This is a genomic window from Sphingomonas sp. H160509 (assembly GCF_024124765.2).
Taxonomy (GTDB): Bacteria; Pseudomonadota; Alphaproteobacteria; order Sphingomonadales; family Sphingomonadaceae; genus Sphingomonas.
The window spans coordinates 136,915-158,404 of record NZ_JAMXSR020000004.1 but is presented as its reverse complement, the minus strand read 5'-3'; the positions used below and the strand labels follow the sequence as shown (position 1 = coordinate 158,404).

The window sequence follows — 21,490 nt, the reverse complement described above, 5'->3', positions numbered from 1 at the left end:
TGTCCATCAGCGCCTTCCTGATCCGCGGATTGTCGGAAGAGAAAGGCGGCAGCTTACCGAACATGCGTCCAAAGCGGCCCGCGTCATAATAATCAGACACAGGTGGAATTATGTCGCGCGGATAGATGCCATGCCTCGCCATCGATCTTCTCCTACCTGAAACTTTTCTTAAGCGACTTCATTGTCGAGTCGTCTTTACGATTTAGCCATACTTCATTATTGCCACTTCCGATAGCGACGAAGTTACATCAAAATTTTACAATCGTAGTACCGCGGATCAGTAAGGATGCTTGGAGACGAGGTTGCTGGTCGAGAGAACTTAAGCAGCAAGCTTCAGGGCCTTGTCCATCATTTTGGCGGACTCGCAGGGTAGAGCAGGGGGCGGAACGCTCGCTCCAGCCCTGCCATCGACGACAGCATTATAGCCCGCTAGCCCAACGTCGCTCGTTGCAACCATGCCAATCGTCAGCTGGATGCCAAAGATGGTTCCAGCCCCCCACCACCAGGCAAGGTGCACGTGGCCCTTGCGCCGTAGATCCATTAGCATGCCGACAAGGGGGAAGATCATTACCGCTGCGAACACCGCCCAAGCAGCCCAAGGGATAAGCAGCGGCAGCGGAAGCAGGCGGCCGAACGCTGGCCCGGTCAGTATGGCCATTCCGCAGATCATAAGACGGCGGTGGCATGCTGTCCGTCGGCGCATAAAGATCGCTGCGGCTGTCAAGACCCCGAAGCCGATGACCGTGAGCAAGTTCATGTACAGGAAGTAAGACGGGGTGAAGAAGAACGGAGCAGCGCCTCGACCAACCATCATGACCGTCGTGTAGATTCCGAGGAGCACAACGGTTGTGGCCCAGACCGCTCCGATCCACCCCAGGCGCCTGTGAATGCGTGCAGAGGGATCGACCGATCAGCGCGGTCTGCACCACGAAGAGCACCGTCCAGCCGAAGAACACCAGTGCGTGAAGATGCAGCATCAATGGCACGGCGAAGGTGGACCGGCCCGTAGCCAGCTGTGTTGAAAAACCGAGTACGATGACGATTGCCATTGCGATCGCCGTTTTTCATGAAAAAGCCGTGATCCGGCTTTGGTGACGCAGTGTAGATGGTGGCCATCGTGAGTCCCCGTATCGTCGAGGGCTACAATCTCATAGCTGGCATCGTTCCGCCAGATGGTGAGATCCCGACGTGATATCTATCCATCGATGCTGGGCAAAGCCGACATCAAACAACACACTCGTGTATGTGGATCCGCGCCGAAAGCGAGGCCCCGCTCAAAGCATGCAAATAACTGAAATATTTTAAAAGTATGGGTTGAAAGGGACGCAGATCTGCGCTGATCGATGCCACTGACTAAGTAAAGCTCTGGCGAAGATTTATTAACTTGTCGGAAATCTACTGGAGTCCTACTTCGGCGCCGATCCACATGGTTCGCCAAGCAGACAGGGGTATTCGTGCGAGATACTGAGCGACTCCGCAAGATCGCCCAATCGTAGTTTCCCCGGGTCAGCTCCTGTTATCCTCGATTAATCGTTTAGGCGTTGAATTTTACAACGGTACGTCACCAGCGGCTGGCAGGTTTCGGGACGGCGGGTGCAATAGTTGACGTTACGCGACGCTGCTTCTCCCAAAAAGGGCGGCGGAATGTCCGCTACCGGTTCCGAGAATTGACCGATTAATGTCTCTGTGGGGCGGAAGCCGTCATACATCCCGCATTGCCGGGCAGATTAAAGTAGGCAGATTAAAGCGTGATTTTGCGTCGAGCCATTTCAGCAAAGGCACACTGCGCGATAGCCGTCTCGGACTTCTCCCTGAAAATGTCAGCAAGATCGAGCAGGTCCTCGTTTCCGAGTTCTACGATTGACGTCTCGATCTGCGCGAGGCGCTTTATTACGGCCGCGTTCTGCTCCGCATCCCGCTTCATCCGTATTTTCAACATGCGATCATGGTACCACTAATGGCCTGCAAGGGGCAGGTCCCAAGCTCGCTACCCTCCTCACGCAGAAGCTCGGATTTTCGACCGTCGCGTATGACCCTAATTACGGCACAGGGGGAAGGCCGGACTTGGTAGAAAGCAGGTCGAATTTGCCTCAAGGGCGCAGAACCGGCTTGACCATCGTTGCACCAGACACGTGGTCCTTCTTCCATTGCATGGCGCGACGTATGCGGGTTTCACCTGACGGATGATCGAAGAACAAGAACTCCTCAATCGGACCGGGCTCCAGCTTGCGATATTCCGATAGCCGGATCGCGATTAGCGCAAATGCATCGGGCTGACGCGCTACATCGAGGCCGAATGCATCCGCCTCGCTCTCGGCGGATCGGACTATCGCGCTTTGGAACGGCGTCGCCAGCATCATAACAAGTGTTGCTACCAGCAGCAGCGCTGGAGCCGCGGCGACGTCGGAGACGCCCTCAACCCTCCAGCGGGGGTGTCGCGCTATTACGATCGGCGTCACTTTTGCTACAGCGAAGAACATTGCCAGGAAAAGAACTGCGAACCACGCGGCGTTCCGCCAGACATGGCCAAGCACATAATGCCCCATCTCGTGGCCCATGACTGAGGCCACCTCATCGGGGCTCGTTCGAGAGAGAAGGTTGTCTGTCAGCGTGATCTGAACGGTTGGACCTAAGCCAGACACGTTTGCCGAGATGCGCTTGGTCTGTCGCGACAGATCGGCGACATAGATATGTTCCGCTGGGATATCGTGTGTCCGCGCCATCGCCACGATCCGTTCGCGAAGCGGGCCTGCCGGCAACTCGCTCATCGTGAAGAACAGCGGAGCAATCAACACAGGGAGCACTGCGCTCGCGAGCAAAGCGAAGGCCCAAGCCATGCCTGCACCCCAAACCCACCAGAGACGCGGCGCGCGCCTTATCACTGCGTAGATTGCTGCAAACGCCAGAGGGGTGACGATCAGCGCAAGGACAAGCGCCTTTAGCTGGTCAACGGACCAGAGCGCAAAGCTCTGGCTCATCAAACCATATTGAGCCTCGCGAACAAACCCGGTGTATATCGACCAAGGTAGCATGGCGATCGTCGTCACCAACGTAAGGCCGACCCCGTAGAGCATAGTCGCAAGCGCCCTCCGCTTGGTGCGCGCTTCAGCCCAAGTGCGCAGTCGAGCCGAGAAGCCTGTGGCCAGCACTGCCCAGTAGACAAGCCACGCAACAAGCGTGCTCCAAAGGATCAGCCAATATCCACCCTCGAAATAGGCGTCAGATTGCACTCGTGCCGGCCCATGAAGCAGATCAAGGTAAGCACGCGTGGCCTGCTCGACATCGAAACCCTGCGCCACTGCCATCGCAGGTGCAAAGAGCGTTACAAAGACTATGCCCCCTATACTTATGCGTTGCCTGACTAACTGCACGGTGCTTCCCCCCTTGCGATAAGTGTAGACACGATCTGTACGAAATTAAAGTTAAGATCAGCCCGCGTTTTGAATGCGACCTTGTTCTAATAAGGGCCGCGGTCTTTTCGCTAAGAAATTTATAAAAACCGTATGTCTTGGCATTGCGTCACTTTGCCAAAGCGGCAAACCCTATAAACGACGCCTGAATATAGATGTCAGTTACATTGCGGACCTTCGTTTTCACATCCGCAAGTAGTTGTGGACCGCTTAGGTTAGCTTTGAATCCGATACATGCCAAATCCCAATTTTCAAACGCTCGTCGAGGAGTATGCCCGTCAATAATGTAGACGATTTTGTCATGCCGACTGTCGCGAGCAATGCGGGCCATGAGTGGGCAAACAGCGGAAGCCTCACCTTCAATCAGCTGAATGTACCTTACACCGTCAAAGACCAGCAGCCCAGTGACACCTACTAGCTGATTATAAGCAGCCGAACCATGACAAAGCTCCTCCAAATCAACGGAAGAGATATATCCGATAGCTCGGCTTGTATATGCAATATGATACATATTATGCCTCAAAAAAACAACCGAAATGAGTCGGCATAATCTCCTATTCCAAATGCATCATAGTCATCTTTCTGATTATGATAAATTAGTCCAGTTTATGTTCGTGAGATGATTCCAACTCATCTGTGACATGCAATGGAAGGACTACGATGATTAAGGGAACGATCGAACGTCACACTGGTGTCCTGATCAGCACACTGGTGGCCTTCATCATGATAGCCGATGGACTCATCGGCTTGCTACAACCGCATGTATTTGCGTCCGACATGTCATCAGATGGCTGGGGTTCAAAGACACTTCTCCCCGTTGCCATGCTCGCCTTGGTCAGCGGGTCGCTCTACGCGGTCCCGCGCACAGCAGTGCTAGGTGCGATACTCATTACGGGTTTCGTTGGCGGCGCGCTTGCTGCCCATCTGCGCGTTACGCAGGCGCTGATCTTGCCCGAAATTATCAACGTTGCACTTGGTGTCGGTGCCTGGGCAGGATTGTGGCTGCGTGACACTCGCCTACGCGCGCTGCTTCCGCTACGCGGATAGATCACAGTGAATGAAGCCAACCCACTATCCGGCTTTGGTAAGCAAGTAGAGCGGCTATAAGTCCGCTAATGGCTGCTGGTTAGCGAAAGGACTGGTTTCTACCGCTCATATGGCCGTGTTGCAGCATTTCTGATTTTCGCGACAGCAGGACGGCCCATTGCTTTATAACCGTTGATGCTGGTCGGCGCAGCTTGTCAGCGCTATATGCCATCCGCCCAAGTATCGCGAAACACCTGTTTGTCGCACAATGGTGATGACGACTGGGTTTTCCACACATCGGGCCCCTGAATGGCGACAATGGGAAGGAAGCACGAACCCGCTGCGCGGGAGGGTCGTGCGGGGCGCGGTTGAATTGACATCGCGGGTGTAGCGCATCGGTTGAGCGCTACGGGAAGCAGGCAGAGCATCGGGGTTCCACGAAAGGAGCCCTGCCATGACAATCCTCATACCCGTTGTTGCCGTCAGCCCGTTACGCCAACGTCTCATTGACGAGATGGACATACGCCGCTTCGGTCCTGAGACGCATCGGAACTACATTCGCGACGTCGGGCGGTTCGCGACGTTCCTCGGACGCTTGCCCGACACAGCAACGGCGGAGGAGGTTCGGCGCTTCCAGATCGAGCAGTGTGACCTGGGCGTGCCTGCGCCGACCATGAATGCCATCGTATCGGCACTGCGGTTCTTCTTTACCCAGACGCTCGACCGGCCCGATCTGGCGCGTAAGCTGGTCCGCATGCGGCACGTGCGCAAGTTGCCGGTGGTCCTGAGCCAGGACGAGGTGGCGCGGCTGTTGGCGGCAACCACATGCCTCAAACATCAGGCGGCGCTGTCGGTCGCCTATGGCGCCGGACTGCGTGCGGCCGAGGTCTCCGCCCTCAAAGTGCGCGACGTCGACAGCGAGCGCATGCTGCTGCGGGTCGAGCGCGGCAAGGGCGGGCGGTATCGCAACGCCATGCTCCCGGTCGGGCTGTTGGCGTTGCTGCGAGAGTGGTGGCGAGTGGGTCGGCGTGAGGGGCGTATTGCACGTCGATGGGTGGCTGTTTCCCGGTCAGCACTATCTCAAGCCTCTCAGCACGCGGCAGATCTACCGGGTGGTGGTCGAGGCGGGGCAAGCAGCGGGCATCGACAAGCGGGTCGGACCGCACACGTTGCGGCACTGTTTCGCCACGCACCTGCTCGAGGACGGAATCGACGTTCGCATCATTCAGACGCTGCTAGGGCACGCCAAGCTGGAGACCACCGCCTATTACACGCAGGTCGCCACCCGGGTGCTGCGCAACGTGACCAGTCCGTTCGACAGGCTGGCGATGACCGCTATGGAAGCGAGAGCGCCCAGCGGCTGAGCGAGAATGCGTGCCTCTGTCGAGGTCGCCGACATCTTTCGCACCGCTGGTTCTACGTACCGGGCCGCCCGCGCGGGACACCTGAGCCTCGACCAGCTCAAGGTGATGTCGGCGATAGAGACCTGCCGCACCGCCGTCATGGGCGGTCACGTCGAAGCCTGCACCGACTGCGGGCACTGGCGGGTTGCCTACAACTCTTGCCGGAACCGGCACTGCCCGCGGTGCCAGGGCGCAGCGGCACGCACGTGGCTCGCCGAGCGCGAGGCCGACCTTCTGCCGGTCGGCTACTTCCATGTCGTCTTCACGCTGCCCGCCGAGGTTGCCGATGTCGCGTGGCAGAACAAGGCGGCGGTCTACGGCCTGCTGTTCCAGGCGGCGTCAGAGACGATGACGACCATCGCCGCCGACCCGAAGCATCTGGGTGCGCGCATCGGCATCACCGCGGTGCTCCATACCTGGGGTTCGGCAATGACCCACCATCCGCACATCCACATGATTGTCCCAGGCGGCGGACTTTCGCCCGACGGTAGTCGCTGGGTGTCATCACGACCCGCGTTCCTCTTGCCGGTACGCGTCCTGGGTAAGCTGTTTCGTCGCCTGTTCCTGACCCGGCTGATGTTGCTGCACGAAACTGGGCGTCTCGCGTTCTACGGCAGGCTCGCGCACCTCGCCGACCGGCGTGCATTCCCTGCGGCACCTGTCCCCGGTCAGGAAGAAGCGCTGGGTTGTCTACGCCAAGCCGCCGTTTGCCGGCCCCGAGACGGTGCTCGCCTATCTGTCGCGCTACACGCACCGCGTTGCGATCTCGAACAGCCGGATCCTGCGCTTCGACCAGACCGGCGTTACCTTCCGCTATAAAGATTATCGCCGGGGTGGCGCCGACCGCCAGCAGGTCATGACGCTGACCGCCGACGAGTTCATCCGCCGCTTCCTGCTCCACGTCCTGCCGAAGGGCTTCCACCGCATCCGCCACTATGGCCTGCTCGCAGGCGCCACCCGCAAGGCGCATCTCGAAAGAGCCCGCGAACTGCTCGGGGTCGCACCGCCCGCGGCGTCCGACGCACGAGCCGAACCGGACGACATCCGCCCGCCATGCCCGTGTTGCGGCGGGCGTATGGTGGTCATCGAGACCTTCCTTCGCCAGCGCCAGGCCCGCGCTCCACCGGCTCCTGCGCCGTTATCCGGGATACAGGCGTCGTGACCCGGCACGGCCAAGGAGTTATCTATCTCGCAGGGCTCGTGCTTGCGGAGACGATGTTACCTGCGCCGATAGCCATCAGAGGGGCGGCCACACCGAGCAAAGCCGCGCTGTCCGCGCTGGCGAACCCATCATGCTCACCCGGATTCGGGCAGTCTGCTTTCAAGCCCGCGCCTACATCTGCCGTGGCGCTGGTCACCAAGACCGGCCGGAAACCGAAAACCCCATAGCGCATCGCCTGCGGCCCGCGGGTTCGGGCTTCCAAGACTTTCGTACGCCTGCCGGCATCCGAAACTCTTCAGGAAAGCGGCCAGGCCGCTATGGAGCGTTCGGGTTGATAAGCGGCCCTTCGTTCAAGAATCATCGATGGGCCTCGAAACGTAGTTTCGGCTTGCCGGTGGTCGATGACGACGAGCCTGAGCTGGACCCGCAGTTACTGCGTCCTCAACGAGGTTTCGCGTGCTGACCGCTCTGCACCACGGACGGCGTAGCGCTAGACGTCGATTGCTGAGACGTCCGCTTGATTACCCCTCGTAGAATGGCGGCGGAGGAAGGGGCGGCCAAGGGCTTCGCCGTTACGTTCCCAGCGGGCGGTCCGCGAGTTGCCTAGCCGCTTGGACCGTGCCCCTCATGCGCACAACCAGCCGATCGATCGTCTCACTTGTTCGTCTCGCGCAAGCCCGGGGGGAGCATGTAAGCTGGGCAGTAGCGGTAGGTCGTCCCTTGGCCGGTGGTCCGGACCGTGAAGGTCAGGGCGTCGGCGATCATGACGGTTTGACGTTCCTTGACCCTAGGAGCCGCGCCCGCTCCCGCGTCGATGCAGGATTGCTCAACGACGTATCGGCTGCCCCTATGCGCCAGTATCCGCGCGCGGCATGCATGGGTGCGCGCATCGCTGATGCCGAAGCCATCATACTGTCGGACAGCGGCATTCGGGGCAGACTCGCAAGAGACATCTCGCTGCACGTAGATACCTGGCTTGAGCAGGTAGACCCCGCCGGGCTTGGGGGACGGGTCGACGCTGGCGGACGCCCAAGTGGCCAAACCGCCGAGCGCCAATACACCCGCTAAATACAACGACATTGATAACGATCGCACTAACATCTCCATGATTTGATAGTTTTTCAGATACGCACGTTCGACCTGACTGGCATGCTTCAGAACGCTGCGTTCAACAATGGAGGCCGCTAGGGCGTAGCTTGGTCGCTCCCGGATGTGGAGCGATGTCCCGCGGGCGCGAGGGTTACCTCTTACGTTGGCAGTTTTCGTGACGGCTGCCGTTATCCGGCCCCCATTAATGCCGTGCCGTGCCCCCCCGATGTTGAGGTAGCTGTCGTAACGTTTTCCGAACAGCGGCCCAGCCCCAGGCAAGACGATCCCAAGTCTTTCGAAACCGTGCCAAGTGCCGCGGCTCATCGTGACGCGATGCGATAGAGGCGAAACAAACGAGCTACGTCATTCTGCTGCCGTTGGCTTCGCCACTAAAGCGTCGTTATCCGTTGATCAGGCAGCGAGCAGTTCGTCGGCGGGGCCGAAGAACTCGTAGTGGATGCGGTCGGCAGGGACGCCTGCACCAGCGAGTCCGCTGACGAAGGTCTGCAGGAAGCCCTTCGGGCCGCAGAGGTAGATGTCGGCGGAGCGGAGCGGAGTGTTACGCTGGAGCCAGTCCACAGTTACAAACCCGTCGGCGTCGTGGGTTTCCCCTGCGACGTCGCCCGGCTCGGGCTCGCTATAGAACGTCGCTACCCTGATCCCGCCGTGGCGGTCGGCCAGCGAACGGACGTGCGCGTCCATGGCATGTGTGGCGCTGCTCGCGGTTGCGTGGACGTAGTAGGCATCGACGCCAGGGTGTTCGGCCGCGATCGCTTCGACCATGCTGACCATTGGCGTAAGCCCGACTCCGCCCGAGAGCAGGACCACCGGTCGCGAAGGACGTTCAGCGAGGAAGAAGTCGCCAGACGGTGGCGTTGCCTCGATCACGTCCTCGACCGCGAGGTCGTCGTGGAGATAGCGCGAACCGCCGTTCCCCAAATCCTCTCGCTTGACAGAGATCCGGTAATGGTCCGCTCCTGGCGCGCTGGAGATCGAGTAGTTCCGCTTCAGGCCAGGTTGATTCGGGGCGTCGAACCTAAAGGTGAGATACTGGCCAGCCCGGTGCCGCATGACGGGCCCCCGTCCTCCGGGCGTAGGATGAACGATGTGATCAGCGAACTCTCGCGGACCTTGTCAACGACACGCAGCCGGCGCCACCCGCTCCAGCCACCCTTCAGCGCCCCTATATCATCCCTGAGCAAGACCTCTCGCGACTTCAGCACCTCAGCGAGGAACCAGTATGCCTCGCCCCATGCCGCAAGGATGTCAGGCGTCGCCAGATCACCCAGCACCTCCTCGATCGCGTCGAGAAGCGCCGTCGCGACGTAAGGATAGTGCTCGGGAAGGATGTTATACCCGATGTGCTTATGCGCAATCCGTTCCACGACTGGGCCTAGTACCCCGAGATTGTCGATGTTGCGGGCATAGGCCAGGACCGCTGCCGCAAGGGCGTGGACCTGTCCGCCGCCTTCACCCTGGTTGGCGTGATTGAAGAGCGCCCGGACGTGGTCATCTTTGAATAGCCGACCGTACATCACGTTCGTAATCGTCGCGCCGTGCTTCTCCAACGCGGGCACCGTTGCCTTCACGAGTTCGATGGTCCTGCTGCTAAGCGGTTTCGTCATGGTCTTCTCCTCTTTCAATGGGTCAATTGGTTCGGGGGGCGATGGATGATCGCCAGCTGAAGGCTGTCCGCGATCCGTTCGGCCTTGGCCTGCATCGCCGCGGCGACGTCGGCTTCCAGCATCTCCGCGGTCGTTATGCGCCACAGGGCCAGCCACCGTTCGAAGGTGGTTGGGGTCATTACAGAGGGAATGGCGCAGGTGCGTAGAAACCGGACTGCCCTTGTAGCGACCGCTGGTGAGCATGACCGACGACCAGAAGTCGCAGAGGCGCGACAGGTGCTCCGGCCAGTCGCCGACCGCGCCCGCGAAAATGGGACCCAGCAGGTCGTCCGACCGGACCCGTGCGTAGAATCTGTCGACGAGGGGTGGGATCTCACCTTCATCAACCATCTCCCGAGCCACCGTATCTAACTCCCGAATCATGCATCTGCGGTGCATCTATTCTTCGGTAGCAAAAGATGCAATCGCTATGCATCATTTGTGTTGTGCCCCGGACATCTTAATCCTAGATATGGGTGGCTGCCTTTCGTCCGGTGACCTGCCGACCTCCGTGCTTCTGGGAGGTGGCGGTCTGGCGGGGGGCGCGGCGGAACCGAAGGGAGAGGGATCCTGTGCAGCTGACGCGCTACACCGACTACGCGATCAGGGTGCTTCTCCACGTCGGCGCCCGAGAAGACGGACTTTCGTCGATCGCGGAGATCGCCCACACCTATAACATCTCTAGGAACCACCTGATGAAGGTCGTGCAGGACCTCGGCCAAGCCGGCTTCCTCACGACCGTCCGCGGACGGAATGGCGGTCTGAAGCTCGGCCGTCCGGCAGACGACATTCGCATAGGCGACGTGGTCCGCCATACTGAGCAGGGGTTTGAGATGGTGGACTGTGGTTCATGCATCATCGCGCCGGCCTGCACGATGCCGCGCGTTCTTCGCGAAGCGACCGAGGCGTTCCTTGCCGTCCTGGACAAGTACTCCATCGAGGACATCCTTATTCGGCGGGTCGATTTGCGTAGGATCTTTGGGACCTTCGAGCCGCTGAAAGAGACGATCGCCCACGTGACCGAGGAGGCCGCGCAGGATTAGACGGACCCAGGTTGAGACGTCTGAGAGGCATGACGCTCGACGGCACCGCGCTTTGCGGTTCGCGCAGAGTGCGACAAGCGATGCCGGTTTCCATCAAGAACTTCGACGTGCCGCCGCATACCTCTGGAACCGGGTCGTGCGGCGCCGCCCTCCGCAGTGCCGTCCCGGGAGGTCAAATAAATGCGCAGCGAGTTCCAAGTGTGCCGCTTCCGAGCGTGCCGCAAATTCGTGGCAGTGGCCCTGCTCCTCGGAGTGGCTTCAGGTCCGCTTCGCGCGCAGTCGACGCTTTCTGCGGGGGTGCATCCCGTCTCCTCGACCGATGGCAAGAGTGTCGGCGATCCCGAGCAGCTAAGCGAGCGGACGCCGGGTCACCTCATCCAGGATCTCCACGCGGCGTTCGGCGCCCACGGGGCGCGAGCCGTCCACTCAAAGGGCACGATTCTCCTCGGCTCATTTCAGCCAACGGTCGAGGCGCGGGCGCTCAGTCATGCCTTTCTGTTTCGCGAGGCGGTCCCGGTGATCGTGCGATTCTCTAATTTTACAGGCCTGCCGACAATACCTGATACCGCCGGCGATGCCTCCCCCCGAGGTTTTGCGATCAAGTTCCTCCTACCGGACGGCAGCAACTACGACGTCGTGAACCACAGCTTCAACGGGTTCCCCGTCTCCACCGCGAGCGAGTTCGGCGAGTTACTCGAGGCCATCGGCGCAAGCGGGAAGGACGCTGCGAAGCCTACCGCCCTCGACCGTTTCCCTAGGGATCACACCCGGTGGCGAAGCGCTTCCTGACGACGCAGGACGCTCCCCGGCCAGCTGGGGCACCACGTCTTATTTTGGGGTCAACTCGTTCGCGTTAACGGACGCGTCCCAGCACAGCCACTTTGTCAGATACAGGTTCGTGCCGGAGGCGGGCAATCACTACCTTACTGCCGCCGACGTCGCGAAGCGGTCGCCGGATTACCTGGCGGGCGAGATCGTCGAGCGGGTCGCGCGTGGTCCGATCCGGTTCGGATGGTACGCGCAGATGGCGGCGGCCGTCGACGTGATCGAGGATCCCTCGATCGCGTGGCCCGAAAGCCGCAGACTCGTGAAGCTCGGTGTCGTGACGATCGACCGGGTCGGTCCGCAGACGGCCCTCGCGGACAAGTCCCTCGCGTTCCTGCCGGGAAGCACGCCTGCGGGGATCGCGATCGCGGATCCGATGCTGACCATCCGGAACGCCGCCTATCCGCTATCTTTCCATGAGCGGCAGTAGTTCCGCCGCAGCGAAGCGAACGCAGCCCCACTCATCCACCGCTCCAGCCCTCCTAGCCTGCATCGGACGCTACGCCGGGCGGCACAGATCGAGGATATCGCGATGTCCAGCTACCTTCCCACCCTAAGGACCGACACCCCCGAACTAGGCTTCGAGCTCGCCTTGAAGCTGTCGCGGCTGGCGGTGAAGAAGACACAGCCTGACGAGGCGATGCGGAACCACCTTCGCACGATCTACGAGAACGACGCCGACGCACTGATATCCTCGTCGCAGGTGGTCGCGACAAACTTTCGGACCATCGCCGTGGCGAACGGGTACTGGCTGACGATTGCCGGCTGAGCCCGATCCTCACTCATTCAGGCGATCTCGGACATGCATCTCGATCCGCTCCTCCTTTCCCGTATCCAGTGGGCGTGGGTGATTGGCTGGCACATACTGTTGCCTGCCTTCACCGTCGGTCTGGCCTCGTACATCGCCGTTCTGGAAGGGGCTGCACTACTTTACCCGGGATCCGGCATGGCTGCGGATCTCGCGGTTCTGGACGCGGATCTTCGCGGTCTCCTTCGCGATGGGGGTCGTCTCCGGCATCATCATGCCCTTCCAGTTCGGCACCAACTGGTCGCGTTTCTCGGATGCCGCCGCCAACGTCATCTCGCCGATGCTCGCATACGAGGATTTGATGGCGTTCTTCCTGGAGGCGACTTTCCTCGGTGTGCTGCTCTTCGGGAGGACGCTTGTACCCCGCGGGATGCACTTCTTCGCCGCCTGCATGGTGGCGGTCGGAACCCTGTTCTCCTCGTTCTGGATCCTGTCGGTGAACAGCTGGATGCAGACACCTGCAGGCTACGTGATCCGCGACGGCCGTTTCTTCCCGGTCGACTGGATGCGCATCATATTCAATCCTTCTTTCCCCTATCGGCTCGCCCACAACGTCAGCGCCTTCTACGTCACCACCGCCTTCGTCGTGCTCGGGGTCGCCGCCTATGTGATCAGGCGCGGGGAACACGTCGCCGATGGACGGCGCATGATGCGGATGGCGCTCGGCTTCCTGACCGTTTTCGTGCCCGCGCAGATCGTCCTCGGCGACATGCACGGCCTCAACACGCGCGAGCATCAGCCCGCCAAGCTCGCGGCAATCGAAGGGCGCTGGGAGACGGGGACCCGGGTGCCCCTGACCGTCTTCGCCTGGCCCGACCAGTCCGCTGAGAGGGAACCCGCTACGCGCTCGAGGTCCCGGCCATGGGCAGCCTCATCCTGACCCACTCGTTGGACGGCGAGATCAAAGGTCTGAAGTCCTTCCCGGCCGACCAGCGTCCTCCGGTATGGCCAGTCTTCTTCGCGTTCCGCATCATGGTCGGCGTCGGAATGGTCATGCTCTGCGTCGTCCTGATCGCCTGGTTCCTGCGCGCTCGCCGGAGGCTTTACGACACGGCCTGGTTCCTTAAGATCTGCGAGTGGACTGCACCTCTCGGCTTCGTCGCCGTGATTGCCGGGTGGACGACAACCGAGGTCGGGCGGCAGCCGTGGACTGTTTACGGGCTCATGCGGACCGCACATTCCGTGTCGCCGTCGCTGACCGGACCCGACGTGCTTTGGTCGCTGCTTGCCTACATGGGGGTCTACCTCCTGATGTTTCCGGCAGGCATCGCCGTCATGGCGGGTATCGTGAGGAGAGGACCTGTCGCCGAGGAACTGCCCGATAAGCCGGTCGAGGGCCTGCAGCACGAGGCGCCGTTTAGCGTCGCGCTCGACAGTCAGAAGGAACGCTGAGCATGGGCGGTCTCCTCGACCTCGTGATGATCTGGACGGTCATCATCGCGCTGAGTGTCTTCCTGTACGTGCTGCTCGACGGCTTCGACCTTGGCGTCGGCATTCTTTACGCCTTTGCGAATGAGCAGGAGAGGCCGATGGTTATGAACGCCATCGCGCCGGTCTGGGACGGCAACGAGACATGGCTCATCCTCGGCGGTGTCGCGCTGTTGTCGGTGTTCCCGCTCGCCTTCGCGATCATCATACCCGCGGTTTACTTTCCTGTGCTGATGATGCTGCTGGCCCTAGTTTTTCGTGGGGTCGCTTTCGAGTTTCGCTTCAAGCAACCGTGGATCTCGCGCTTCTGGGCGAAGGGCTTCTGCTACGGTTCCGCTGTCGCGACCTTCGCGCAGGGTGCTGTACTCGGGGCTTTCATCCAAGGTTTCGCCGTACGCGGCCGCGACTTTGCCGGCAGCTCGTGGGACTGGCTCACGCCGTTCTCCGCCACCACGGGGATCGCGTTGATGTTCGGCTATGCGCTGCTCGGTGCCGGCTGGCTCGTCATAAAGACGGAAGGCGAGCTTCAGACCTGGGCGAGGAGGATGGGTCGCATCGCGCTTTTCGGCACCCTCGCGGCCGTCGTGCTGGTGAGCGTGTGGACGCCGCTGGCCGACGCAGACATCATGCGGCGATGGATGGCGTGGCCCAATCTGCTCGCACTATCCCCGATCCCAGTGGCAACCGGTCTTATCGCCTATCTCGGCTGGACCGCGACGGAGGGACGCGGTGGCGACCAGCGCATGTTCATCGCTGGCATGGGGCTCTTCCTCGTTTCCTATCTCGGTATCGCCATCAGCCTGTGGCCGATGATCGTCCCGCACCACTACTCGCTGTGGCAGGCCAGTTCGTCGCCAGACACCCAAGCCTTCCTGCTCGTCGGGACACTTCTCCTGCTCCCCGTCATCCTCTTCTACACGGCTTGGTCATACTGGGTCTTCCGCGGGAAGCTGCAGGCGGGGATTGGATACCATTGACCGGCGCGCCGGCGATCCAGCCCGCCCGGACAGGAAAGGAGGAAGCATTGCTTGTCCCGATCGTTTCCAAGGATCGTGCTCTAGGCGAGGCTTTGAACCAACGGTTCCTTGGAGGGATGGCGGAGGCAGCCGCCTCGAACCCGCCGACCTTCAAAAGGGCAGGTGACTACTCGCGCGTGTTCGCCCAGGCGATCGAACGGCTTCATACCGAAGGCCGCTACCGCGTGTTCATCGACGTGCTGCGCAATAAGGGCGACTTCCCAAACGCGCGCTGCTTCGCCGGACACAATGGCCCAAAGCCGATCACCGTCTGGTGCTCCAACGACTATCTCGCGATGGGGCAGCATCCCAAGGTGATCGCGGCGATGGAGAAGGCGTTGCACGACGTCGGTGCCGGGTCTGGCGGCACGCGCAACATCGGCGGCAACACGCATTATCATGTCGATCTCGAGCATGAACTCGCTGACCTGCATGGCAAGGAAGCGGCGCTCCTATTCACCAGCGGATACATCTCCAACGAGGCGACACTGGCGACGGTCGCGAACGTGCTGCCGGGATGTGTGATCTTCTCAGATGAACTCAACCACGCCTCGATGATCGCCGGCATCCGTAATTCAGGCTGCGAGAAGCGCATTTTCCGACACAACGACCTGGCCCATCTCGAAGAATTGCTCGCCGCTGAGGATCCAGCTTCTCCAAAGCTGCTCGCGTTCGAGAGCGTCTATTCGATGGAGGGCGACGTGGCGCCGATCGCCGCGATCTGCGACCTGGCAGATCGCTATAACGCGCTGACCTATTGCGATGAGGTTCATGCGGTGGGCATGTACGGCCCGCGCGGCGGCGGGATTACCGAACGTGACGGTGTCGCGGACCGAATCACGATCATCGAAGGCACGCTGGGTAAGGCGTTCGGCGTGATGGGCGGCTATATCGCGGCCGACCGGATGATCGTCGATGTCATCCGCTCCTATGCGCCGGGGTTCATCTTCACGACATCGCTGTCGCCGGTGCTGGTCGCCGGCGTGCTTGCGAGCGTGCGACACCTGAAAGCCTCCAGCGTTGAGCGAGAGGGTCAGCAAGCGGCTGCCGCCATGCTTAAGGGAATGATGCGCGAAGCTGGGTTGCCGGTGATGCTCGGCGAGACTCACATCGTGCCCCTGCTGGTTGGCGATCCGGTCGAAGCCAAGAAAATCAGCGATATCCTGCTCGCCGAACACGGCGTCTACGTCCAGCCGATAAACTACCCGACGGTGCCTCGCGGCACTGAGCGGCTACGCTTCACGCCGGGGCCGGCGCACACAGTCGCGATGATGCGCGAACTGATCGAAGCGCTGGTCGGGATCTGGCAAAGTCTGGAGCTGCGAAAGGCAGCTTGACCACGGTCGTAGTGGAAGCAGGCCACTGCTACGGAAGTCTAGTTTCTGATACTGAACATGAGCCGACGCCCTACGCTACCAAAGCACGAGAAAACTGGAACCGCGCTCGAAAACGTCGAACCATCGAGTGCTATAGGCGTGATGTCCAATCCGTGATCATGTCCGGCAAGACGGCCACCCCCTTGGACAGGCACTCCTACAGTGAGGAGGATGGGCATGGTCAAGGCGGCTCAATCGGCTTGTGAAGCGCAGGATGTGCTGTTCGAGGAGCTTCATCACCGCTTCCTCAACAGTCTCCAGGTCATCGCGGCAATGGCCAGTGGTGTTGGTCGCGAGCAGGCACCTGCGTCGCGTCGGGCGTTGTTGGAGTCGCTGCAGGACCGGATTTCGGCCATGGGCGAATTCCACCGTCGGTTGGCGCTGGGCTCGTCGGGGAACCTCGCTGACGATTCCCGGCAGATCTGGCGATGCCTCACAACCTCGTTCGGGCGCACGGACGCGTCGCTCACCTTCAGCGTCCTCGGATCGGAGCTCGATATGCCGACCGCGCGCGTCGTCGCATGACTTTGCTGGCGGAACTCATGACCAACGCCCTGAAGCATGCTGATCCCACCCGTCCACTGGTGGTGCGAGCGAGCATAATCACCGGGACGGACGCCGTCGAAGTGCGGATCGTGAGTACCGGATGCGGCGGTGTCCGCTTCGGTCCGGCTACCGCCCCGAGGGTCGTCTCACGGCTTGTCACCATGCTGGGAGGGCAATTGACCGTTTGCGCGGAAGCGGACTACACGGTTGGGATCGTCTGGCCGCGGAATTCAGAGCCGATCCTGTAGCCGACGGATGGCCTCCTGCGGGGACAATTCCGGGATCGCACCTGCGAAGTCGCGTTCCAGGAGCCGCCTGACGTCCTCAATCTCATGGTCGGCAAGGTGCTCGATGCCGATGAACTGGTTCCGGGCGTCCTTGGTCGCCCGGATCAGCTCGTCGAGCTTCGCCTGAATGGCGGCTGCGTCGCGATTTTGCGAATTCTGAATGAGGAACACCATCAGGAACGTGATGATCGTCGTAGCCGTGTTCACTACTAGCTGCCATGTGTCGGAAAACCTGAACAGTGGTCCCGTAGCGCCCCAGGTGGCGATCGCGCCGACCGCGGCGAGGAAGCTCCCGGGTTGGCCAGCGGCGTTGGCTATCCGGGCAGCCGCCGCGGTGAACGCGCGTTCGGACCTGGCTGCCACCCCGTTTCTGACCGCTGGATCTCGCATGATAATCTTCTCCCAGATCTGATGCATAGACTCTGCCGCGGCCGCGGCCTTTGACGATCCCGCCGCGCTTGTTCTGGAAGTGAGCGATCGACGTCGCGTTTTTCCACTTCGGGCCGGAGGGGGACCCGCCCGACGCCGACCGAAATTTTTGAAACAGTGGCTTAGGTTGTCCGAGTTGCTCTGCCTCGGTTCCGGCTAGCGGGATCGTGCCGCCTGCATGCCCAGCGTTTCTGCCATCCTTACCAGATCGGGGAGGGATCTCGCCCGCATCTTGGTCATCATCCGTCGCTTGTGGACCTTGGCTGTGATCTCGGTTGTCCCCAGCTCGCCTGCGATCTGCTTGTTCATGAGGCCTCCGATGGCGAGCGCCATCACCTCGCGCTCACGGTCCGTCAGACTCATGAGCCGATCTGCGAGATCCCCCTCCGCGTGTTGACGCTCCACCGCAGAGGCATCCATTTCCAGCGCGCGCCGAACCGCATCCAGCAGGACGTCGTCATCTACCGGCTTGGTGAGGAATTCGACGGCGCCGGCACGCATCGCCTGTACCGTCATCGGGATCGTTCCGAAGCCCGTCAGGAAAATGATCGGCGTTGTACTTCCACGCTCGCGAAGCGCCGCCTGCACGTTCAGCCCGCTCTCACCGTCAAGTCTGATGTCGAGCAGGATGCATGACGGACGATAGGCTCCCAAATTATCGTCGAGGCCCATGGCGTCGGCATGTCCAACCGCCTCGAGTCCGTCTGACCGAATCAAGCGCACGAGCGCTGCACGCAGCGCCTTGTCGTCTTCGACGACGTGAACGAGGCCGGCAGCCCCTTCCTTCATTCTTGGCGGCCTCCCACCGTGCGTTTACGCCGTATCCGGTCCCCATGGAAGAAAGCATAACTTGAAAGGATTAGGCGCGTCTTGCACAATTCTGCGGCAATCTGGATCAGACCGGGGGACCAACCGCTTCCCGCAGCCAGTCTTCGAGCAGCAGGTCATCGAGCGGTTTAGTGAGATACTCGGTGGCGCCCGCCGCCAATGCCAATTCCCGACTGGCGAGACTCGGATAAGCCGTCATCACGAGGACCGGCAGAGCCGGTGCAAGCCTGCTGAGCTCCCTCGCGAGTTCCAGGCCGTTCATCCCGGGCATCTGGATGTCCGTAAGCACGCAGGACGGTGACGAGCGTGGGAGTTCGGCCAGCAGTGTCTCTGCGCTCGCATAGAGGCGTGCTTCGTATCCGATCGTTCTCAACAGGCGCGCCAATGCTGATCGGATCGGCTCATCGTCGTCGACGACGGCGATCACGCGTGAGAAGCCGCCAGTGTTCGTTTTAGTCATTGTGGATCGGCAGCGTAAAATGGAATGTTGCACCGCCTGAGTGGTTGCTCGTGGCCCAGATGTTGCCGCCCTGGGCGTCGATGCAGTTGCGACAGATGGCAAGCCCCATGCCGATCCCGCCATCCCTGGTGGTGTAGAAGGGATCGAATACGCGTTCGAGCTGCGTCGCACTTATCCCCGGCCCCTCATCGATGACGTCGACCCGTATGTTCTGTCCGTCGGACCTGAACGACACGGTGATCTCCTTCGCGCAGTCCTTGCCCGCCATCGCCTGCGCAGCGTTGAGCAGGAGGTTGGTGAAGACCTGCTGGATCTGAACCATGTCACCGCAGGCTAGCGGAAGGTCGGACTCGGCTAGAAGGCTTACGGTCGCGCCGCTGCTTCGCAGATCGCGTTCGACAAGCATGTTCGCCTCTCGTGCCGCGACGACCAGATCGAGCGGGGCGAATGTTTTCGGGGCGTTGCTGACGAAGGAACGTGTTCGCGCGACGACATCTTTCGCGCGTGTAGCGTCGGCGATGATCGCCGACACTGCATCAAGCGCTTCGGTAACTTCGGGTAAAGGCCGCTGCAGCCAGCGCCGAGCCGCCTGGGCATTCGCGACGACCGCGGCGAGGGGGCGAGTTGACCTCGTGCGCGATCGATGCGCTGAGCGCGCCGACCGTGGAGGCGCGGGAGGCTCTCGCGATCTCCGCGTCCGCGCCGAGCAGCTTGGTCTGCTCCCTCTTGTAGTTGGTGATATCGAGCGAGGTCACGAGCACGGTCGAGAACCCCGCGACGTCAATTGGGAGCGCCGCCGTGAACAGCACGTCGGCCTCGGACCCGTCGGGTGTGCTGATGTGCGCTTCGGAGCGGAAATAGCGGTCACCTCTCGCGATGGCGACCAGCCACTGCACGAAGGTCTGATCCGTCTCCGGGAGTAGCCGGTCGAGTGGTCCGAGGAAGACGTCCTTGCTCCCGACGCCAGCCTCCTCGACGGTGAAGGAGTTAACATCCTTAATTATCACCTTCGCACACAAAGCCCGAAGCTCGTCCGGCCTGGTCGCGAAGTAGCCTTCGATGTCGTGCACGCCGCTCCGTAAGATGGTCTCGATTTCGGACGCGGCCGCGCTCCAGTCCTCCAGCCACATTGAGATGCCGGCCCGTTCGAAGATTGCCTCGAAACGATCCTCGCAGCGGGAATTGGCCCGGTTCATCTGGACGGCCGCAGATAGACCGAGGGCCGAGAAGCACGCGGCGATGAATGCCGGCCATCCGTATGCCGCGGTGGTGCTGCCGAGCAGCAGGCTAGCGGCAAGCGTCGATCCTATACCCGCGAGGATAGCTAGGCGATACGTTGCACCGGCCCTGCGTCTCTCCGGACCATTTCGCTGCGGCTTGGCGAAGACCCATCTCGGCAGGCCAACCTCGGCATTCCTGGTGGCATCCCTTTGGAGCGGCGGGGCTTGGCTCGGCCACCTCGAGAAGACCTTGTTCATGGTGCCTGCGATCGTCCCCCGGCTGTCCGTATCCCTTCGGCACGGCACCGCCAATGATACTGCCGTATAATATGCGGAGGCTGCCGACGCGTCCATCCAGGCGGGCAGGTTTGGGCGCGCGTCGGCGGGGAACCGCCGGACGGCCTAGCAATATAACGGCTGGAGCGCGGCTTGCGCAGGCTCCGCGGAGGACCGGATGAACGCCCGCACGGGAGCCGGCCAAGTGCCAGGGAGGAGCGTCGTGGAAGGTCACGGTCTAGAGAAGTTCAAGGACACCGATCTCATTGCGTCATCATCGCGGAGGTCGTGGACGATGCTGTCAGCCGAACTCCGCAGTCACAAGGCAGGAGAGATCGGAGCGTTCACTCCCCAGAATGCGGAGATCACGCAGGTGGTTTGTGATACTCGGCACGCGCTCTCCACGCGGGGATCGGGCGGCATCTGCCAAGAGGTCGTGACGACGCCGGGCACCACCTGGCTCTGCCCTGCCGGCATAATGGAGGAGGCCACCCGTCTTTCCGACGACTTCCCAGAGGTGCTTCACATCTACATACCGCAGCAGAGCTTCATCCGGGTGGGGAACGAGGGGCCTGCTCACCTGCTCTGCGCAGAACATGCGATACGAGTGCCAGGTTACGGATCCACTGGTTCACAAGGTGACCCAGCAGGTGATCGAGGAGCTTTGCTGCGAGACCTCCTCGGGTGGTCTGCGCATTGACGCGCTCGCCTTCGAGCTGATTGCGAACCTTGCCCACTCACACGTTGAGATCGCTCCGTTGCGCCAGCCGATCGCCCGCGCGAAGGGGCTGCTTGACGATCGCAGACTGAAGCGCGTTCTGGAATATGTCGAGGAGAACCTTGAGAACGACATTAGCGTCAGCGACTTGGCGGAGGCAGCCTGCTTCAGCCTCTTCCATTTCGCAAGGGCGTTCCACCTTGCGACGGGCCGCCCGCCGCATGCGTATCTGAGCGAACGGCGGCTCGACCATGCCAAGCACCTGCTCGCGCACACGAACGTGCCGCTCGTGGATATATCGCTGTCCTGCCGGTTCTCCGGCCAGGCGAACTTCACCAAAGCGTTCACGAAGGTGGTCGGCGTGAGCCCCGGACGCTACCGGCGCACCTACCACTGAGAGCGGCATTTGATGTCACTTCAGCTGCATTGGCGGCGGTGCGATACAGCGACCCGTTCAGTCGAGGGGCGTCCGGAAG

General features: G+C 61.3%; 21 protein-coding genes and 4 pseudogenes. 13 read left to right on the top strand and 12 right to left on the bottom strand.

Annotated features, from left to right (window positions below; translation table 11 throughout):
- Nucleotides 1–319: 319 nt before the first annotated feature.
- The 4 genes from NHF48_RS23940 to NHF48_RS23925 form a co-directional block, all read right to left on the bottom strand.
- Complete coding sequence (locus NHF48_RS23940; RefSeq protein WP_253072774.1) at nucleotides 320–841, bottom strand: hypothetical protein; 522 nt, start codon at nucleotides 839–841, stop codon at nucleotides 320–322.
- Nucleotides 842–1,741: 900 nt separating this feature from the next.
- On the bottom strand, nucleotides 1,742–1,924 hold the full coding sequence (locus tag NHF48_RS23935; protein WP_253072773.1) for a hypothetical protein: 183 nt from the start codon (nucleotides 1,922–1,924) through the stop codon (nucleotides 1,742–1,744).
- Nucleotides 1,925–2,090: 166 nt separating this feature from the next.
- The gene (locus NHF48_RS23930) at nucleotides 2,091–3,305 is read right to left on the bottom strand and encodes a M48 family metallopeptidase (protein ID WP_253072772.1); all 1,215 of its coding nucleotides are present in this window, start codon (nucleotides 3,303–3,305) and stop codon (nucleotides 2,091–2,093) included.
- A 214-nt stretch (nucleotides 3,306–3,519) separates the two neighbouring features.
- On the bottom strand, nucleotides 3,520–3,921 hold the full coding sequence (locus tag NHF48_RS23925) for a BLUF domain-containing protein (RefSeq protein WP_253072771.1): 402 nt from the start codon (nucleotides 3,919–3,921) through the stop codon (nucleotides 3,520–3,522).
- Nucleotides 3,922–4,070: 149 nt separating this feature from the next.
- On the opposite strand from NHF48_RS23925, the gene NHF48_RS23920 reads away from it, so the two are divergent.
- From NHF48_RS23920 to NHF48_RS23910, 3 genes and pseudogenes are all read left to right on the top strand, one after another.
- Entirely contained in the window at nucleotides 4,071–4,457 is a 387-nt protein-coding gene (locus tag NHF48_RS23920) for a DoxX family protein (protein ID WP_253072770.1), read from the top strand.
- 433 nt (nucleotides 4,458–4,890) lie between these two features.
- Nucleotides 4,891–5,800: pseudogene (locus tag NHF48_RS23915) on the top strand (tyrosine-type recombinase/integrase).
- Between the two features lie 6 nt (nucleotides 5,801–5,806).
- Nucleotides 5,807–7,001 (top strand): annotated as a pseudogene (locus NHF48_RS23910) (IS91 family transposase).
- Between the two features lie 654 nt (nucleotides 7,002–7,655).
- Here the strand turns inward: NHF48_RS23910 and NHF48_RS23905 are convergent.
- The 3 genes and pseudogenes from NHF48_RS23905 to NHF48_RS26415 all read right to left on the bottom strand — a co-directional run bounded on the left by NHF48_RS23905 (nucleotide 7,656) and on the right by NHF48_RS26415 (nucleotide 10,105).
- Nucleotides 7,656–8,414, bottom strand: a complete 759-nt coding sequence (locus NHF48_RS23905; RefSeq protein ID WP_253072769.1) for a hypothetical protein — start codon at nucleotides 8,412–8,414, stop codon at nucleotides 7,656–7,658.
- 87 nt (nucleotides 8,415–8,501) lie between these two features.
- Nucleotides 8,502–9,715, bottom strand: a pseudogene (gene hmpA, locus NHF48_RS23900) (NO-inducible flavohemoprotein).
- A gap of 14 nt (nucleotides 9,716–9,729) precedes the next feature.
- Nucleotides 9,730–10,105 (bottom strand): annotated as a pseudogene (locus tag NHF48_RS26415) (group III truncated hemoglobin).
- Nucleotides 10,106–10,326: 221 nt separating this feature from the next.
- Here NHF48_RS26415 and NHF48_RS23890 point away from each other — a divergent pair.
- The 9 genes from NHF48_RS23890 (at nucleotide 10,327) to NHF48_RS23850 (ending at nucleotide 16,775) form a co-directional block, all read left to right on the top strand.
- Nucleotides 10,327–10,797 (top strand): Rrf2 family transcriptional regulator, encoded by a 471-nt coding sequence (locus tag NHF48_RS23890; protein WP_253072768.1) that lies wholly within the window; start codon nucleotides 10,327–10,329, stop codon nucleotides 10,795–10,797.
- A 180-nt stretch (nucleotides 10,798–10,977) separates the two neighbouring features.
- Complete coding sequence (locus NHF48_RS23885; RefSeq protein ID WP_253072767.1) at nucleotides 10,978–11,586, top strand: catalase; 609 nt, start codon at nucleotides 10,978–10,980, stop codon at nucleotides 11,584–11,586.
- Entirely contained in the window at nucleotides 11,522–12,052 is a 531-nt protein-coding gene (locus NHF48_RS23880) for a catalase (protein WP_274705476.1), read from the top strand. Before NHF48_RS23885 ends, NHF48_RS23880 begins: the two co-directional genes overlap by 65 nt.
- Nucleotides 12,053–12,154: 102 nt before the next feature.
- Nucleotides 12,155–12,391, top strand: coding sequence for a hexameric tyrosine-coordinated heme protein (locus NHF48_RS23875; protein WP_253072766.1), 237 nt, complete (start codon nucleotides 12,155–12,157; stop codon nucleotides 12,389–12,391).
- A gap of 82 nt (nucleotides 12,392–12,473) precedes the next feature.
- Nucleotides 12,474–13,310, top strand: coding sequence for a cytochrome ubiquinol oxidase subunit I (locus NHF48_RS23870; RefSeq protein WP_263817167.1), 837 nt, complete (start codon nucleotides 12,474–12,476; stop codon nucleotides 13,308–13,310).
- Nucleotides 13,292–13,822 (top strand): cytochrome ubiquinol oxidase subunit I, encoded by a 531-nt coding sequence (locus tag NHF48_RS23865; protein ID WP_263817166.1) that lies wholly within the window; start codon nucleotides 13,292–13,294, stop codon nucleotides 13,820–13,822. Before NHF48_RS23870 ends, NHF48_RS23865 begins: the two co-directional genes overlap by 19 nt.
- 2 nt (nucleotides 13,823–13,824) lie before the next feature.
- On the top strand, nucleotides 13,825–14,835 hold the full coding sequence (gene cydB / locus NHF48_RS23860; protein WP_253072765.1) for a cytochrome d ubiquinol oxidase subunit II: 1,011 nt from the start codon (nucleotides 13,825–13,827) through the stop codon (nucleotides 14,833–14,835).
- Between the two features lie 116 nt (nucleotides 14,836–14,951).
- On the top strand, nucleotides 14,952–16,211 hold the full coding sequence (gene hemA, locus NHF48_RS23855) for a 5-aminolevulinate synthase (protein ID WP_253072843.1): 1,260 nt from the start codon (nucleotides 14,952–14,954) through the stop codon (nucleotides 16,209–16,211).
- 216 nt (nucleotides 16,212–16,427) lie between these two features.
- Nucleotides 16,428–16,775: a histidine kinase dimerization/phosphoacceptor domain -containing protein gene (locus tag NHF48_RS23850; protein WP_253072764.1), complete on the top strand. Its 348-nt coding sequence runs from the start codon at nucleotides 16,428–16,430 to the stop codon at nucleotides 16,773–16,775.
- 251 nt (nucleotides 16,776–17,026) lie between these two features.
- Here the strand turns inward: NHF48_RS23850 and NHF48_RS23845 are convergent, their stop codons facing one another.
- The 5 genes from NHF48_RS23845 to NHF48_RS23825 all read right to left on the bottom strand — a co-directional run bounded on the left by NHF48_RS23845 (nucleotide 17,027) and on the right by NHF48_RS23825 (nucleotide 20,278).
- The gene (locus tag NHF48_RS23845; RefSeq protein ID WP_263817172.1) at nucleotides 17,027–17,473 is read right to left on the bottom strand and encodes a low affinity iron permease family protein; all 447 of its coding nucleotides are present in this window, start codon (nucleotides 17,471–17,473) and stop codon (nucleotides 17,027–17,029) included.
- 195 nt (nucleotides 17,474–17,668) lie between these two features.
- Nucleotides 17,669–18,301 carry a response regulator transcription factor gene (locus NHF48_RS23840; RefSeq protein WP_253072762.1) on the bottom strand — a complete coding sequence of 211 codons (633 nt, stop codon included), beginning with the start codon at nucleotides 18,299–18,301 and terminating at the stop codon, nucleotides 17,669–17,671.
- 106 nt (nucleotides 18,302–18,407) lie between these two features.
- The gene (locus NHF48_RS23835) at nucleotides 18,408–18,767 is read right to left on the bottom strand and encodes a response regulator transcription factor (RefSeq protein WP_253072761.1); all 360 of its coding nucleotides are present in this window, start codon (nucleotides 18,765–18,767) and stop codon (nucleotides 18,408–18,410) included.
- A gap of 25 nt (nucleotides 18,768–18,792) precedes the next feature.
- Nucleotides 18,793–19,332 carry a sensor histidine kinase gene (locus tag NHF48_RS25610; RefSeq protein ID WP_253072760.1) on the bottom strand — a complete coding sequence of 180 codons (540 nt, stop codon included), beginning with the start codon at nucleotides 19,330–19,332 and terminating at the stop codon, nucleotides 18,793–18,795.
- Between the two features lie 4 nt (nucleotides 19,333–19,336).
- Nucleotides 19,337–20,278: a hypothetical protein gene (locus NHF48_RS23825; protein WP_253072759.1), complete on the bottom strand. Its 942-nt coding sequence runs from the start codon at nucleotides 20,276–20,278 to the stop codon at nucleotides 19,337–19,339.
- Nucleotides 20,279–20,934: 656 nt separating this feature from the next.
- Between NHF48_RS23825 and NHF48_RS23820 the strand changes: the two genes are divergently transcribed.
- Nucleotides 20,935–21,411, top strand: coding sequence for a helix-turn-helix domain-containing protein (locus NHF48_RS23820; protein ID WP_253072758.1), 477 nt, complete (start codon nucleotides 20,935–20,937; stop codon nucleotides 21,409–21,411).
- The last annotated feature ends 79 nt before the right edge of the window (nucleotides 21,412–21,490 follow it).